Origin of the sequence: Dietzia sp. PP-33 (genome assembly GCF_033790845.1) — a bacterium.
Lineage (GTDB): Bacteria > Actinomycetota > Actinomycetes > Mycobacteriales > Mycobacteriaceae > Dietzia.
Window position 1 is genome coordinate 33,595 of the sequence record NZ_JAMYEI010000013.1, and the last position, 12,689, is coordinate 46,283.

The 12,689-nt window shown below is 67.1% G+C and carries 11 protein-coding genes; 8 read left to right on the forward strand and 3 right to left on the reverse strand.

The annotated features are described in order from the left end of the window. Positions 1 to 2: 2 nt before the first annotated feature. From kdpB to NJE57_RS17965, 4 genes are read left to right on the forward strand one after another with little or no spacing between them, the layout of a single operon-like run. Complete coding sequence (gene kdpB / locus NJE57_RS17950) at positions 3 to 2,120, forward strand: potassium-transporting ATPase subunit KdpB (protein WP_319029917.1); 2,118 nt, start codon at positions 3 to 5, stop codon at positions 2,118 to 2,120. A gap of 3 nt (positions 2,121 to 2,123) precedes the next feature. Continuing rightward, on the forward strand, positions 2,124 to 2,804 hold the full coding sequence (locus NJE57_RS17955) for a potassium-transporting ATPase subunit C (RefSeq protein ID WP_319029881.1): 681 nt from the start codon (positions 2,124 to 2,126) through the stop codon (positions 2,802 to 2,804). A gap of 9 nt (positions 2,805 to 2,813) precedes the next feature. After that, positions 2,814 to 5,324, forward strand: a complete 2,511-nt coding sequence (locus tag NJE57_RS17960; protein ID WP_319029882.1) for a sensor histidine kinase KdpD — start codon at positions 2,814 to 2,816, stop codon at positions 5,322 to 5,324. Beyond that, on the forward strand, positions 5,321 to 6,004 hold the full coding sequence (locus NJE57_RS17965; RefSeq protein ID WP_319029883.1) for a response regulator: 684 nt from the start codon (positions 5,321 to 5,323) through the stop codon (positions 6,002 to 6,004). The genes NJE57_RS17960 and NJE57_RS17965 overlap by 4 nt, the downstream gene beginning before the upstream one ends. A 105-nt stretch (positions 6,005 to 6,109) precedes the next feature. Here NJE57_RS17965 and NJE57_RS17970 read toward each other — a convergent pair whose 3' ends face one another. Then, positions 6,110 to 6,862 carry a hypothetical protein gene (locus NJE57_RS17970; RefSeq protein WP_319029884.1) on the reverse strand — a complete coding sequence of 251 codons (753 nt, stop codon included), beginning with the start codon at positions 6,860 to 6,862 and terminating at the stop codon, positions 6,110 to 6,112. Positions 6,863 to 7,058: 196 nt separating this feature from the next. On the opposite strand from NJE57_RS17970, the gene NJE57_RS17975 reads away from it, so the two are divergent. Further along, positions 7,059 to 7,601, forward strand: a complete 543-nt coding sequence (locus tag NJE57_RS17975) for a DNA starvation/stationary phase protection protein (protein WP_319029885.1) — start codon at positions 7,059 to 7,061, stop codon at positions 7,599 to 7,601. Between the two features lie 100 nt (positions 7,602 to 7,701). Here NJE57_RS17975 and NJE57_RS17980 read toward each other — a convergent pair whose 3' ends face one another. After that, the gene (locus tag NJE57_RS17980) at positions 7,702 to 8,127 is read right to left on the reverse strand and encodes an organic hydroperoxide resistance protein (protein ID WP_319029887.1); all 426 of its coding nucleotides are present in this window, start codon (positions 8,125 to 8,127) and stop codon (positions 7,702 to 7,704) included. 783 nt (positions 8,128 to 8,910) lie between these two features. Here NJE57_RS17980 and NJE57_RS17985 point away from each other — a divergent pair. Next, on the forward strand, positions 8,911 to 9,603 hold the full coding sequence (locus NJE57_RS17985; protein ID WP_319029888.1) for a class I SAM-dependent methyltransferase: 693 nt from the start codon (positions 8,911 to 8,913) through the stop codon (positions 9,601 to 9,603). A gap of 356 nt (positions 9,604 to 9,959) precedes the next feature. Here the strand turns inward: NJE57_RS17985 and NJE57_RS17990 are convergent, their stop codons facing one another. Next, positions 9,960 to 11,081 carry a DegT/DnrJ/EryC1/StrS family aminotransferase gene (locus NJE57_RS17990; protein WP_319029889.1) on the reverse strand — a complete coding sequence of 374 codons (1,122 nt, stop codon included), beginning with the start codon at positions 11,079 to 11,081 and terminating at the stop codon, positions 9,960 to 9,962. Positions 11,082 to 11,204: 123 nt separating this feature from the next. Here NJE57_RS17990 and NJE57_RS17995 point away from each other — a divergent pair, with 123 nt between their 5' ends. Beyond that, on the forward strand, positions 11,205 to 11,813 hold the full coding sequence (locus tag NJE57_RS17995) for a sugar transferase (protein WP_319029890.1): 609 nt from the start codon (positions 11,205 to 11,207) through the stop codon (positions 11,811 to 11,813). 35 nt (positions 11,814 to 11,848) lie between these two features. Then, a complete protein-coding gene (locus tag NJE57_RS18000; protein WP_319029891.1) occupies positions 11,849 to 12,520 on the forward strand; it encodes an acetyltransferase in 672 nt (223 codons plus the stop codon). Positions 12,521 to 12,689: the final 169 nt, after the last annotated feature.

The window sequence follows — 12,689 nt, forward strand, 5'->3', positions numbered from 1 at the left end:
CCCTGCTCGATACCCGACAACTCACCGCGGCCGCCCCCGGCGCGCTGCGCAAACTCGACCCACGGCACCAGTCCCGCAACCCCGTCCTCTTTGTGGTGTGGGTGGGATCGGTCCTCACCACGATCCTGGCGGTGATGGACCCCAGCGTGTTCAGCGTGGCCACCGCCGCGTGGTTGTGGGCCACCGTCCTCTTTGCCGGGTTCGCTGAGTCGATCGCCGAGGGACGCGGCAAGGCGCAGGCGGACAGCCTGCGCAAGGTCACCACCGAGACCACGGCCCGAGTCCAGCGCGGCCCGCACGAGACCCAGATCGTCCCGTCGACCGAACTCACGGTGGGCGACCTGGTCGAGGTCCTGGCAGGCGAGACCATCCCCGGCGACGGCGACGTGGTCGAGGGCATCGCCACCGTCGACGAGTCCGCGATCACCGGGGAGTCCGCACCCGTCGTGCGGGAGTCCGGCGGGGACCGCAGCGCCGTCACCGGCGGGACCGTGGTGCTCTCCGACCGGATCGTCGTACGGATCTCCTCCGCGCCCGGCGAGTCCTTCGTCGACCGCATGATCGCCCTGGTCGAGGGCGCAGAGCGCAAGAAGACCCCCAACGAGATCGCGCTGAACATCCTGCTGGCGATGCTCACGATCGTCTTCCTCGTCGCCGTGCTCGCGCTCGGCCCGGTCGCCGTCTACTCCGGCGGCGGGATCGACCCGATCCGGCTGATCGCACTACTGGTGTGCCTCATCCCCACCACCATCGGCGCCCTGCTCTCGGCCATCGGCATCGCGGGGATGGACCGGCTCGTGCAGCACAACGTGCTGGCCACGTCGGGTCGGGCGGTCGAGGCGGCCGGCGACATCGACACCCTGCTGCTGGACAAGACCGGGACCATCACCTTCGGGTCCCGCCAGGCGACGTCCCTCGAGCCAGCGACCGGCGCCACCGTGGCGGAGCTCGCCGCGGCCGCGCGGGTGGCGAGCCTGGCCGACGAGACGCCGGAGGGACGGAGCATCGTGGAGCTCTGCGTGCGCGAGCACGGCCTGCCCGCCGAGGCCACGCCGTCGGAGGCGACGGCGGAGACCGTCGAGTTCACCGCCCGGACCCGGATGTCCGGGATCGACCTCCCGATAGACGACGGCGCGGCCCCCCAGAATCAGCCGGCCGGGCAGGCCCAGCAGGTCCAGCAGGGCCAGCAGATCCGCCAGATCCGGAAGGGCGCCGCGGACGCGATCCTCGCCTGGGTGGACGCCAACGGCGGGCGGGCACCGGAGGGGGTCCGGGAGGCCGTCGAGCGCATCGCCCGACGCGGGGCCACACCGCTGGTGGTGGCCGAGATGACCGCCACCGTCTCCGCCGACCGGGACCCGGTCCCCTCCGGCGAGCCCCGCGTCCTCGGGGCCGTGGAGCTCTCCGACGTGGTCAAGCCGGGGATGCGCGAGCGCTTCGCGGAACTGCGGGCCATGGGGATCCGCACCGTGATGATCACCGGAGACAATCCGCTCACCGCCGCGGCGATCGCGGAGGAGGCGGGGGTCGACGACTACCTGGCCGAGGCCACCCCGGAGGACAAACTCGAGCGCATTCGCGCCGAGCAGACCGGGGGTCGCCTGGTCGCGATGACGGGCGACGGCACCAACGACGCCCCCGCCCTGGCCCAGGCCGACGTGGGCGTGGCCATGAACACCGGGACCACCGCCGCCAAGGAGGCCGGCAACATGGTGGACCTGGACTCGGACCCCACCAAGCTCATCGACATCGTGGGGATCGGCAAGCAGCTGCTCATCACCCGTGGGGCGCTCACCACGTTCTCGCTCGCCAACGACCTGGCCAAGTACTTCGCCATCCTGCCGGCGCTGTTCGTGGGGATCTTCCCGCAGCTGGACAAGCTCAATGTGATGGGGCTGGCGAGCCCGGAGTCGGCGATCCTGTCCGCGGTGATCTTCAACGCCATCGTCATTGTGCTGCTGGTCCCGCTGGCGCTCAAGGGCGTCAAGTACCGGGCCGCCTCCGCCGCGTCGCTGCTGCGGCGCAACCTGCTGATCTACGGGGTCGGCGGCGTCATCGCGCCGTTCCTCGGGATCTGGCTGATCGACCTCCTCGTCCGACACCTCCCCGGGATCGCGTGACTCATGTCCACTCTCACCACTGCCCTGCGCCAGCTGCGGCCGGCCCTCGTCGTCGTCGCACTCTTCACCCTGTTATGCGGTCTCGCCTATCCGGTCTCCGTCTGGGCGGTCTCGCGGATCGACACCGACTCGGCCGAGGGGTCGATCGTCCGGGACGGCGCCGGATGCGCGGTCGGCTCCGCGCTGCTGGCCACGGACCCGCAGGTCGAGCCCGGCCAGCCGGATCCCTACTTCCACTCCCGCGTCGTGGGGTCCGGGGACCACACCGACCCGACCGAGGCCGCCATGGCCCCCGGCGACCCGGCGGCCGGCGCCCCCTCCCACCTGGGACCGTCCAACCCGGAGCTCGCCGAGTGGATCGCCGTCCGGCGTGAGGTCATCGCCCAGCGGGAGGGCGTGGACCCGGACCGGGTGCCCGTCGACGCCGTCACCGGCCCCGGCTCCGGGCTGGACCCGCACATCTCGCCCGAGTACGCCGCGATCCAGGTCGACCGGGTGGCGCGGGAGAACGGGCTCTCCCCCGGCCGGGTGCAGGCCCTGGTGGCCGAGCACACCGATGGCCGCCAACTGGGGTTCCTCGGCCAGCCCCGGGTCCGGGTGACCGAGCTCAACAGTGCACTCAACAGCGCGCTGGGGCTCACCGCTCCCGGTTGCGCGGAGTCCGGCCAGGGAACACAGGGATAGGGTCTGACCATGTCCGGATCGACGCGGGGGCGGCTCCACATCTACCTCGGGGCCGCCCCCGGCGTGGGCAAGACCACCGAGATGCTCGACCGCGCCCATCGCCTGGTCGCAGAGGGCAAGAACGTCGTGGTGGGCCTGGTGGAGACTCACGGCCGGGCGGGGACCGCCGCGCTGCTCGACGGTCTCGAGTCGGTGCCGCGCCGGACGGTGTCCTACCGCGGGACCAGGATGACGGAGATGGACCTGCCCGCGGTCCTGGAGCGGGCCCCGCAGATCGCCCTGGTCGACGAGCTGGCCCACACCAACGCCCCCGGCGTGGAGCACGCCAAGCGCTGGCAGGACGTGTCCGACCTGCTCGACGCGGGCATCGACGTGCACTCCACCCTCAACATCCAGCACCTCGAGAGCCTGAACGACGTGGTCTCGCGGATCACCGGGTCGGAGCAGCGGGAGAAGGTCCCGGATGCCGTGGTCCGTGCGGCCGATGAGATCGAACTCGTCGACCTCAGTCCCGAACAGCTCCGGGGCCGGCTGCTGGCGGGGCAGGTGTACCGCGCCGAGCGCGTGGACGCCGCCCTGGGCAACTACTTCCGGGTGGGTAACCTCACGGCGCTGCGCGAACTCGCCCTGCTGTGGTTGGCCGACCGGGTGGACGAGGCGCTGTCCCGCTACCGGGACACCGAGCGGATCACCGACACCTGGGAGGCGCGGGAGCGGGTCGTGGTGGCCATCACCGGCGGACCCGAATCGCTGACCCTGGTCCGACGTGCGAGTCGTATCGCCTCCCGCTCGTCGGCGGAACTGGTGGTCGTCCATGTCCTGAGCGGCGACGGGCTGGTCTCCGCCGGTGACAGCATGCCGGAGGTCCGGGAGGTCGCGGAGAGTCTGGGAGCGACGGTCCACACCGTCGCGGGGGACGACGTCGGCTCGACCCTCCTGGATTTCGCCCGCGGGGTCAACGCCACGCAGCTGGTCCTCGGGACGTCCCGCCGCAGCCGCTGGCGGCGACTGTTCGACGAGGGGATCGGCTCGGCGGTCCTGCAGGACTCCGGCCCGATCGACGTCCACATGGTCACCCACCCCGAGGCGTCGGGCGCCCGTCGCCGGGGCGCGCCGCGGCCCGCGGCCCGGCGCACCGCGGCCTGGGCGGGGGCGATCCTGGTGCCCGTCCTGGTGGGCGGGGTCAACCAGCTGTTCGACGAGCGGCTGGACTTCAGCTCACAGGGGTGGTTCTTCCTCGTGGGCGTGCTGGCGGTCTCGCTGCTCGGCGGGGTGTGGCCGGCCGCGGTGTGCGCGATCGTCTCGGGCCTGGTCCTCAACTTCTTCTTCACGCACCCGCGGTACAGCATCACGATCGCCGAGCCCGCGAACCTCGTGTCGATCCTGGTGATGGTGGCGGTGGCCATCGCCGTGTCCGTGCTGGTGGACCAGTCCGCGCGGCGGCACCGGGAGGCCACGCAGTCCGGGCGGGACGCCGAACTGCTCACCCTGTTCGCCAGGGCGGCACTGCGCGCACCACGTCTGGACGCGCTCCTGGAGAAGGTGCGCGACGTCTACGCGCAGGACGGGGTGGTGTTCCTCGGCGTGGATGGCACGATCCTCGCCGGCGCCGGGGCGCAGCCGCCTGCGGACGAGGACGCTGCGACGACCTCGGTGGAGACCGAGCCAGGCGACCGGCTCCTGCTCGCGGGGCCGCGGCTCACCGGGCACGACCGCAAGATCCTCGCGATAGTCGCCGGGCACGCGTCGGCGCTCGTGCGGAACCAGGAACTGGCCCGGGCCGCCGCCGACAGCCAGGCCCTGGCGGAGGCGGATCGGCTGCGCCGCTCGCTCTTGTCCGCTGTGGGCCACGACCTGCGCACCCCGCTGGCGGCGGCCAAGCTGTCGGTCTCCTCGCTGCGGTCGGGTGACGTGGACTTCGGCCCCGAGGACACCGGGGAGCTGCTGGCGACCGTCGAGGAGTCAGTCGATCACCTGGCCGCACTGGTGGACAACCTGCTCGACTCCTCGCGGTTGGCGGCGGGCGCCGTCAACCCGTCCCCTCAGGAGGTGGACGTGGAGGAGACCGCGGTGACGGCCCTGGTCGCCGCGACGGTGGGCCGCAAGTCGGACCGCCAGCGAGTCACCGTGGACACTGACGGCGCCACGGCGTGGGCGGACCCCGGCCTGCTGGAGCGGGTCCTGGGGAACCTGCTGGACAACGCGCTGCGGCACGCCCCGGAGTCCGCGGTCCGGTTGACCGCGCGCACGCTGTGGAACACCGGTCGGGCCCGGACGCTCATCGCGGTGGCGGACGACGGCGAGGGGATCGCCGCCCCGTCACGGGAGGCGGTCCTCCGCTCGTTCCACCGCGAGGGGGACACCAACGCCTCCTCCGGGATCGGCCTGGGACTCTCCGTGGTCCGGGGCTTCGTGGAGGCGATGGGTGGCACCGTGTCGATCGACGAGACCCCGGGCGGCGGCACGACGGTGGAAGTGGATCTCCCCGCCTGCCGGGACGCCGGGAAAACGGCCCGATGACCAAGACGGTGCTGGTGGTGGACGACGACCCGCAGCTGCTGCGCGCCCTGCGCATCAACTTCCGGGCCCGCGGGATGACGGTGGTCACGGCCGAGACGGCGGCCGACGCCCTGGCGCGTGCCGCCGACCACGACCCCGACCTGATCATCCTGGATCTGGGCTTGCCGGACCTGGACGGGATCCACGTGCTCCACGGCCTGCAGGGCTGGTCGCGGGCCCCGGTGATGGTGCTGTCCGCGCGGACGGATTCCTCCGACAAGGTCCAGGCGCTGGACGCCGGTGCCGACGACTACGTGACCAAACCGTTCGCCATGGACGAGTTCTTCGCCCGCGTCCGCGCGGCGCTGCGGCGCGGCAGCAAGGAGGACGCGGCGGGTGACGCGGTGATCGAGACCCCCGGGTTCACCATCGACTTCCGCACCTCCGAGGTGACGCGCCACGGCCAGACGATCCACCTCACCCCCACCGAGTGGGGAGTGCTGGAGATCCTCGCGCGCAATCCCGGCAAGCTGATCACTCAGCAGGAGATCCTGCGCGCGGTCTGGGGCGAGGGCTACCAGAAGGAGACGCACTACCTGCGCGTGTACATGGCGCAGCTGCGACGCAAGCTCGAGGACGACTCGGCCGCGCCCCGGCATCTGCTCACCGAGTCGGGGCGCGGGTACCGGTTCGCGTTATGAGAGCGGGCCGGCTCGCCGTGGAGCGAGCCGGCCCGGTCGGTGTCGGTACATCGGACAGATCGGACAGGGCGACGACGACGAGGTCCGCCGCCGCGCCCCCGGCGATCAGCTACCCGCCAGGCCGCCGATCAGCTGACCCAGGTCGAGCCCGTTGATCAGGTCGGCCGAGAACGTGGCCGGGTTGGCCCCGATGTCGCCGAGTGCGGTGGAGCCGGTGGTCAGCGAGCCCAGTCCGAGGCCGTCGAGGCTGCCGGTCACGGACTCGACCGGGTTGGGCTCGCGGATGGTCACGCAGGTGCCGATGGGGTTGGCCACCCTGTCGCCGTTGATGAACCCCAGGATGCTCATGCCCGCTCCGGTGTTGAGCTCCTCGCCCGGGGTCGCGTCGGCGGGAACGCGGTAGGTGGTCTCCAGGGTGATGTGCGCGTTACCGGCGGTAGTCCAGCCGGCGCTCTCCTTGTAGACGGAGTTGGTGGCCGAGTCGCTCCGCACGTCGTCGGTGACGGTGCTCCACTCCTGTCCGCCGATCAGCTTCCACACGCTCTCCCGCGCCTGCACCAGCTCGAACCCCTCGGGGTGGTAATCCTCGATCCGGTCGATCAACGCGCCTGCGCCGCTGACCGTGGTCCGGAACGTCACTGTGCCGCCGGGGGCCGCAGTGCCGTCGCCCACGACCTCCTTATGGAGGGTGTAGTTCGTCCACGCCGTGTTGATGTCGTTGAAGGTCACGGTCTGGGTGGTGGCGCACGCGGCCGGCGCGGCGCCGGCGATGGCGGCGCCGGTGCCCACGGTCATGCCGGAAGCGATGAGCAGCGCGGCGGCGCCGGTCGCGACGGAGCGGGTGGTGCGTGATCGCATGTGATTCCTGTCTGCAGGCGGGCGGCACCCGGGAGTTGGGGCCGAACGGAGGTCGAATAGTCGCCGGGACTCCGCGCGAACAGCGGTTGCACACCGGCGCTACCGACCTTATATTCTCCTTACTTTCACCGGCCGCTATTGGTGTAACACGTTCCTATCGGTCGCACGTTCGGTGCTGCGCGGCTACGGTCGGGTCATGCCTGAATTCACTGTTCCCGGATTGTCCAACGCTGATTCCTCCACCCTGGTGGACACGCTGCAGAAGCGACTGACGGCGTGCAACGATCTGCACCTGACGCTCAAGCACGTGCACTGGAACGTGGTGGGACCCAACTTCATCTCGGTCCACGAGATGCTGGATCCGCAGGTTGAGCTGGTCCGCGGGTACGCGGACGTGCTGGCCGAGCGCATCGCGACCCTGGGCGGCTCGCCCGTGGGCACGATGGGCGCCAATGCCGATCACCGCTCGTGGGACGACTATTCGCTGGGCCGCGACACCGCTCAGGCGCACCTCGGTGCGCTGGACAAGGTGTACGACGGGATGATCGGCGACCACCGCAAGGCCATCGCGGTGGCCGGCGAGGTGGACCCGGTCACCGAGGACATCCTCATCGGTCAGACCGGTGAGCTGGAGAAGTTCCAGTGGTTCGTCCGCGCCCACCTGGAGAACGCTTCCGGCGCCCTGTCCACCGCGGGCGACTCCACCGAGAAGGGCGCGGCGCGGGACGCCTCCGCCTGATCACACCGCGCTGAACGGCAAACGGGCCGGATCCCCATGAGGGGGTCCGGCCCATTGCGTTATCTGGACGGCCGTCTGTGACGACGGTGGCGGGCCAGTGTCAGTCGTCGGACACCGACACACTGACCTCGATGTTGCCTTGCGTGGCGCGGGAGTACGGGCACATCTCGTGGGCGAGCTTCGCGAGCTCCTCGGCCTGCTCGGATTCCATGCCGGGGATGATCACCTCGAGCTCCACCGCCAGGTCGATGCTCCGCTCCCCCGACGGCACCAGCGACACCCTGGCACCGACCGAGGAGCCCTCGATCTTGACCTTCTTGCTCCGCGCGGCGCTCTGCAGGGCGGAGTGGAAGCAGGCGGCGTAGCCGGCGGCGAACAGCTGCTCGGGGTTGTTGCCCTCCCCCGACCCACCGAGTTCGGTGGGCGGGGCCATCTCCAGGTCCACGGCCTTGTCGGCGGTGGCGACGTGGCCATCGCGGCCCCCGCCGGTGGACAGTGCTTCGACGGTGTACAGCGGGTCTGCCATGTGGGCTCTCCTCTACAGGTGCGGGTTCTGCTGCCGCCAAACGTACGCCGCTGAGTTCGGCGATGCCGGTGGCCTCTTTCCGCGGGACACACCGGCGTGGGTCTGCATCCGGGTTACCGCGCCGCGAAACCCCGAGTCATGACGCCGGCCACGTCACCAACGCGCCCTCTACCTGGTCGGCGGGCCAACCGCCGACCAACACCGGCGTCGCGATCCGGGCGATCGGCCATGTCGACGTGGGGCAGCTGGCCGGCGCGGCTTGTGCCCTCCGGCTTCGAAACGAACGTCGAGCGGCCTCGAATCTTCGGGCGCCACTCACCACAGGCAGGCTGCCGACTCTGCTCAGCAGTCTGTGATTGCACGGCCCCATGGGTCGCCTGGGCACAATCTTCACCAGTATCGACCTCCACGTCGACAGGCTTGCATTGCTGGCCTTGGCGTTTTCCACGGCGCGAACGGGTTGAATGCGGCGGTCGGGGTCGCAAAGGCTGCAGGATCGCAGACGATGAGCGTCAGCTCGAGATCTGAGAAGATGAGTCCGACGCTGCGCCGGATTGACGCATACGAAATGGTGGGTTTCCAGTGTCTGCTCGGACTTATTAGGGGGATCCAGTCAGCTGGGCAGAACGCAAGCGCATTAGTCTCTCTTCGTACCACTCACCACACTTGTCTCCGAGTCGCGACCGCACTAAATTGAGCCCGGTCGGTTCCCGACTTCCGCGCACACTGGGCGGTATCGCGGAGTACTCCCGCGGATGTCGTACGCCAAGTAGAGTAGAAGCCATGTTTACAGCCCTTCGGCGCTCCATTACGCAAGCGCCAATTAATACTTCCCGGTACTACCTTCGGCAATGGGCGCAAGAGGCCGCGAGTTTGGGGGACGGGGAGCAGCATCGGGTCCTCGATGTCGGAGCGGGAGATGCTCCGTACCGTAGTCTGTTTAGCCACGTGACCTACGAGACCGCAGATTTGCATGTCTACCAGAAGCAGTACAGCGAGCTAGACCATGTATGCGACATCACCAACATGCCGATGCCGGACAACACCTACGACCAGGTGTTCTGCTCGCAGACGCTGGAGCATGTTCGGGAGCCGGTCCAAGCACTCCGTGAGATCGCCCGGGTTCTCAAGCCTGGGGGTACTGCCTGGTTGACCGCGCCATTCTTCTATGAAGAACACGAGAAGCCATATGACTTTTTTCGCTATACCAGCTTTGGCTGGGAACATATGGCAGAAACTGCGGGGTTGGTGGTTCACGAAATCGACTGGCTCGAGGGCTACTTCGGTACCGTGTCGTATCAGTTGAACATGGCCGCGAGAAGTCTTCCCAGCAACTTCATTATCCGGTTCGTACTGCTAATCCTCTCCCGTCACTTTGCGAAAGCCGACATTCGCCAGCGGGTCACGGATCGCGGAATGTGCAAGAACTTTCGAGTCGTCCTGGGCAAGCCCCATCCGGAAGCCGTGAACGCATAACTATCGCGACTGTCGAGGTCAGTAACATCTAGGTTGAACCTCCTGCCAGGTTTCCACGCGGGGGGTTCCGCGCCCAAATAAGCGGCCACGACCCCGAATTGCTAGCCCTTAAGAAGTCGGCCCCGTCGACGCCGCACAGGTTGTATTGGCGTGTTTGCGCCCTGGCCGGGGGCGTTCGGAAGCTGCGTTCGACAACGTTGCAGCACTAGAATGGGAAGTCGTGGAGTAGGGCGCCGACGAGGTGGGCGCAATGCTCCAAGACAACCAGTCAATACTGTAAGTGTCACGTCTCGTTTGCAGCGGCATAACAAATAACCAGAGCAGAAACCCTAGTGACACAAGTTCTGTTCGGCTAGCTACGACCGCCCGAGCTTACTACGGAACGCTCCGATTACCTGCTCGATTTCGCTGCTTGTGAGCCCTGACCCGCTCGGCAGGGTGATCCCCCGACGAAACAACGTCTCGGAAGCGCCATTAATGAAAGCTCGAGAGTCCTTCCAGAGCGGCTGCATGTGCATTGGCTTCCAGAGGTGACGTCCCTCAATGTCGTTCGCGTCAAGATGAGCGACCATCTCGTCGGCGTTGACTCCGATTTCTGTTCCCAGATCTATCGCTGTAAGCCAGCAATTTTCTGCAGTTCCATCTATATCCTCGGCGGATCCGAGGAACCGTAGACCATCTATATCGGAGAATGCGTCCACGTACATCTGACGAATAGCGCGACGCCGGACGATGAAGTCGTCGAGCTTGGCCAGCTGCGCGCGTCCGATAGCCGCCAAAATATTGGACATTCGATAGTTGTAACCTATTTCTGTGTGTTCGTACCAGGGGGCCTGCTGCCGGGCCTGGGCGGACAGGTAGCGCGCACGATTAATCAGCTCGGAGTCGTCCGAGACCAACATCCCACCCCCGGAGGTAGTCATAATCTTGTTGCCGTTGAAAGAGAACGCGGCTGCGCGACCGTAAGCGCCGGCCGCTCTCCCATTGAACGTCGCTCCGAGGGACTCCGCGGCATCAGCCAGCATCGGCACCCTCAGCTTGGCCAATCCAATATCAAGTACGTCGTACTCCACACAACGACCAAAGAGGTCCACCGGGATGGCAGCGACAACCTCTCGCCCCTCGCTCTGGAGTACGCGGACTGTCTCCAGCATCATTTCGGGGTCAACGTTTCCATCGGATTCCCGCGAGTCCACGAATACGGCTTCAGCGCCGGTGTAGGCCACGGCGTTCGCGGTGGCAGCGAAGGTCATCGATGAGAGGACGACGCACACCCCTGGCTTGGCACCCAACTCCAGCAGCGCGAGGTGAAGAGCGGCGGTACCCGATGACAGCGCAAGGGCATGCCGTCGGCCGGTTCGCGCACAAATCTCTGCTTCGAAAGCATCGACCTCGGGTCCCAGCGGCGTAACCCACCCGGACCGGATCGCCCTGATCAATGCCTCCTCCTCCTCAGGACCAACGGTCGCCTTGGACATGAGGATGCGAGACACAGGGGCGCGCCTTTCTAACGAGAGATGTTGATGCAATGCTAGCCGCAGACCCCTGAACTTCCGACTGTCGCTGGCCCCCGCACCCCCCGCATCGCTTAGGAGCTTTTCATGCCGTACAGAGGAAAACGGACACTCGACATCGCCATCGCGGTGCCCATGTTCATTCTGACACTGCCTGTGCAGGCATTCGCCGCGCTCGGGATCCTAGCGACGATGGGTTCACCGGTTCTGTTCGCGCAAGAACGGCCCGGGCTCGGCGGAAAGCCATTTGTCATGCGAAAATTTCGAACGATGCGACCGATTGATCCGGATAGGGGGTGGATCGACGACGCCAGTCGCATGACCTATCTCGGAGCGTTTCTCCGTTCAACCAGCATCGACGAGTTGCCCGCGATCTGGAACATCGTGAGCGGCGACATGAGCCTTGTCGGCCCCCGCCCCCTCCTCATGCGGTACTTGGACCGCTACTCGCCCGAGCAAGCCCGCCGAATGGAGGTGGCTCCCGGCTTGACAGGCCTCGCGCAGGTCTCGGGCCGAAACGCTCAAAGCTGGGGCGAACGCTTTGCTTACGATGTCACCTACGTCGACAACTGCTCGCTTGGACTTGACATCAGAATCCTCGCGCGTACCGCGTGGACCGTACTCCGCCGAGAGGGGGTCTCCGCGGAAGGGGAAGCCACGATGTCTGAATTCTGGGGTAGCGCCCCTAACCGATAACCCTGCGTCATCAGTCCTCTACTACGATCAGCGACATGGCAACACCATTGGTCATCCTGGGCGCGGGCGGCCACGGTCGAGAGGTCTTAGACATCGTCAATGACATCAACGACCAGTCGCTCGGCGACTCGCCCACCGAGTACTTCGAATTCATGGGGTTTATTGATGACGGCGAGCCAGACATGGACCGGCTTTCTCGTATTGGTGCTCGCTTCATCGGGCCAACCTCGAGCCTCGAACACCTCCCCCCGGGATGCAAGTACACGATCGGCATCGGATCTGGGGCCGTCCGCCGAAAGTTGAACGACGCTGCGGCTGCCGCTGGACTCGAACCTGCGACACTCATACACAGTTCGGCTACCATCGGCTCAGATGTGCGCATTGCCCCGGGCGCGGTGATTTGTGCCCAAGTATCCGTCACGACGAATGTGTCGATTGGCCGACATGCACACATTAATCGCAACAGCGCGGTGGGGCACGACGCCACACTTGCTGATTATTCGACAGTCAATCCGCTGTGTGCGATTTCCGGTGAAGTCACTGTGGGAGAGGAGGCGATGGTCGGTACGAACTCGGCGATCAATCAGGGGCTCATCATAGGCCGTGGATCTATTGTCGGATCTGGTTCAGCGGTGACTAAGAGCGTAAACGACTACACACTCGTTGCTGGTGTTCCCGCTGTCGTCAAGAAAACACTCCCCCACTGAGCCGCCGCCACGGACCACCAGCCGACCGTCGGTTCGTTCACGAACCCGATGCTGTGCGATGGCCGACGGGACCCGCTGCATGAAAAGTTGACATCTGATCTGTGTCATTGGAGGGCGCTACCGGAGGGGGTTTGCCGGTGCCTAAGACAGTCCTGCGATGCCGCAGTTC

What these genes read in the sequence shown, in the direction of transcription:
- NJE57_RS17955 (WP_319029881.1), top strand. Translation starts at nt 2,124, where the DNA reads ATGTCCACTCTCACCACTGCCCTGCGCCAGCTGCGGCCGGCCCTCGTC.
- NJE57_RS17960 (WP_319029882.1), top strand. Translation starts at nt 2,814, where the DNA reads ATGTCCGGATCGACGCGGGGGCGGCTCCACATCTACCTCGGGGCCGCC.
- NJE57_RS17965 (WP_319029883.1), top strand. Translation starts at nt 5,321, where the DNA reads ATGACCAAGACGGTGCTGGTGGTGGACGACGACCCGCAGCTGCTGCGC.
- NJE57_RS17970 (WP_319029884.1), bottom strand. Translation starts at nt 6,862, where the DNA reads ATGCGATCACGCACCACCCGCTCCGTCGCGACCGGCGCCGCCGCGCTG.
- NJE57_RS17975 (WP_319029885.1), top strand. Translation starts at nt 7,059, where the DNA reads ATGCCTGAATTCACTGTTCCCGGATTGTCCAACGCTGATTCCTCCACC.
- NJE57_RS17980 (WP_319029887.1), bottom strand. Translation starts at nt 8,127, where the DNA reads ATGGCAGACCCGCTGTACACCGTCGAAGCACTGTCCACCGGCGGGGGC.
- NJE57_RS17985 (WP_319029888.1), top strand. Translation starts at nt 8,911, where the DNA reads ATGTTTACAGCCCTTCGGCGCTCCATTACGCAAGCGCCAATTAATACT.
- NJE57_RS17990 (WP_319029889.1), bottom strand. Translation starts at nt 11,081, where the DNA reads ATGTCCAAGGCGACCGTTGGTCCTGAGGAGGAGGAGGCATTGATCAGG.
- NJE57_RS17995 (WP_319029890.1), top strand. Translation starts at nt 11,205, where the DNA reads ATGCCGTACAGAGGAAAACGGACACTCGACATCGCCATCGCGGTGCCC.
- NJE57_RS18000 (WP_319029891.1), top strand. Translation starts at nt 11,849, where the DNA reads ATGGCAACACCATTGGTCATCCTGGGCGCGGGCGGCCACGGTCGAGAG.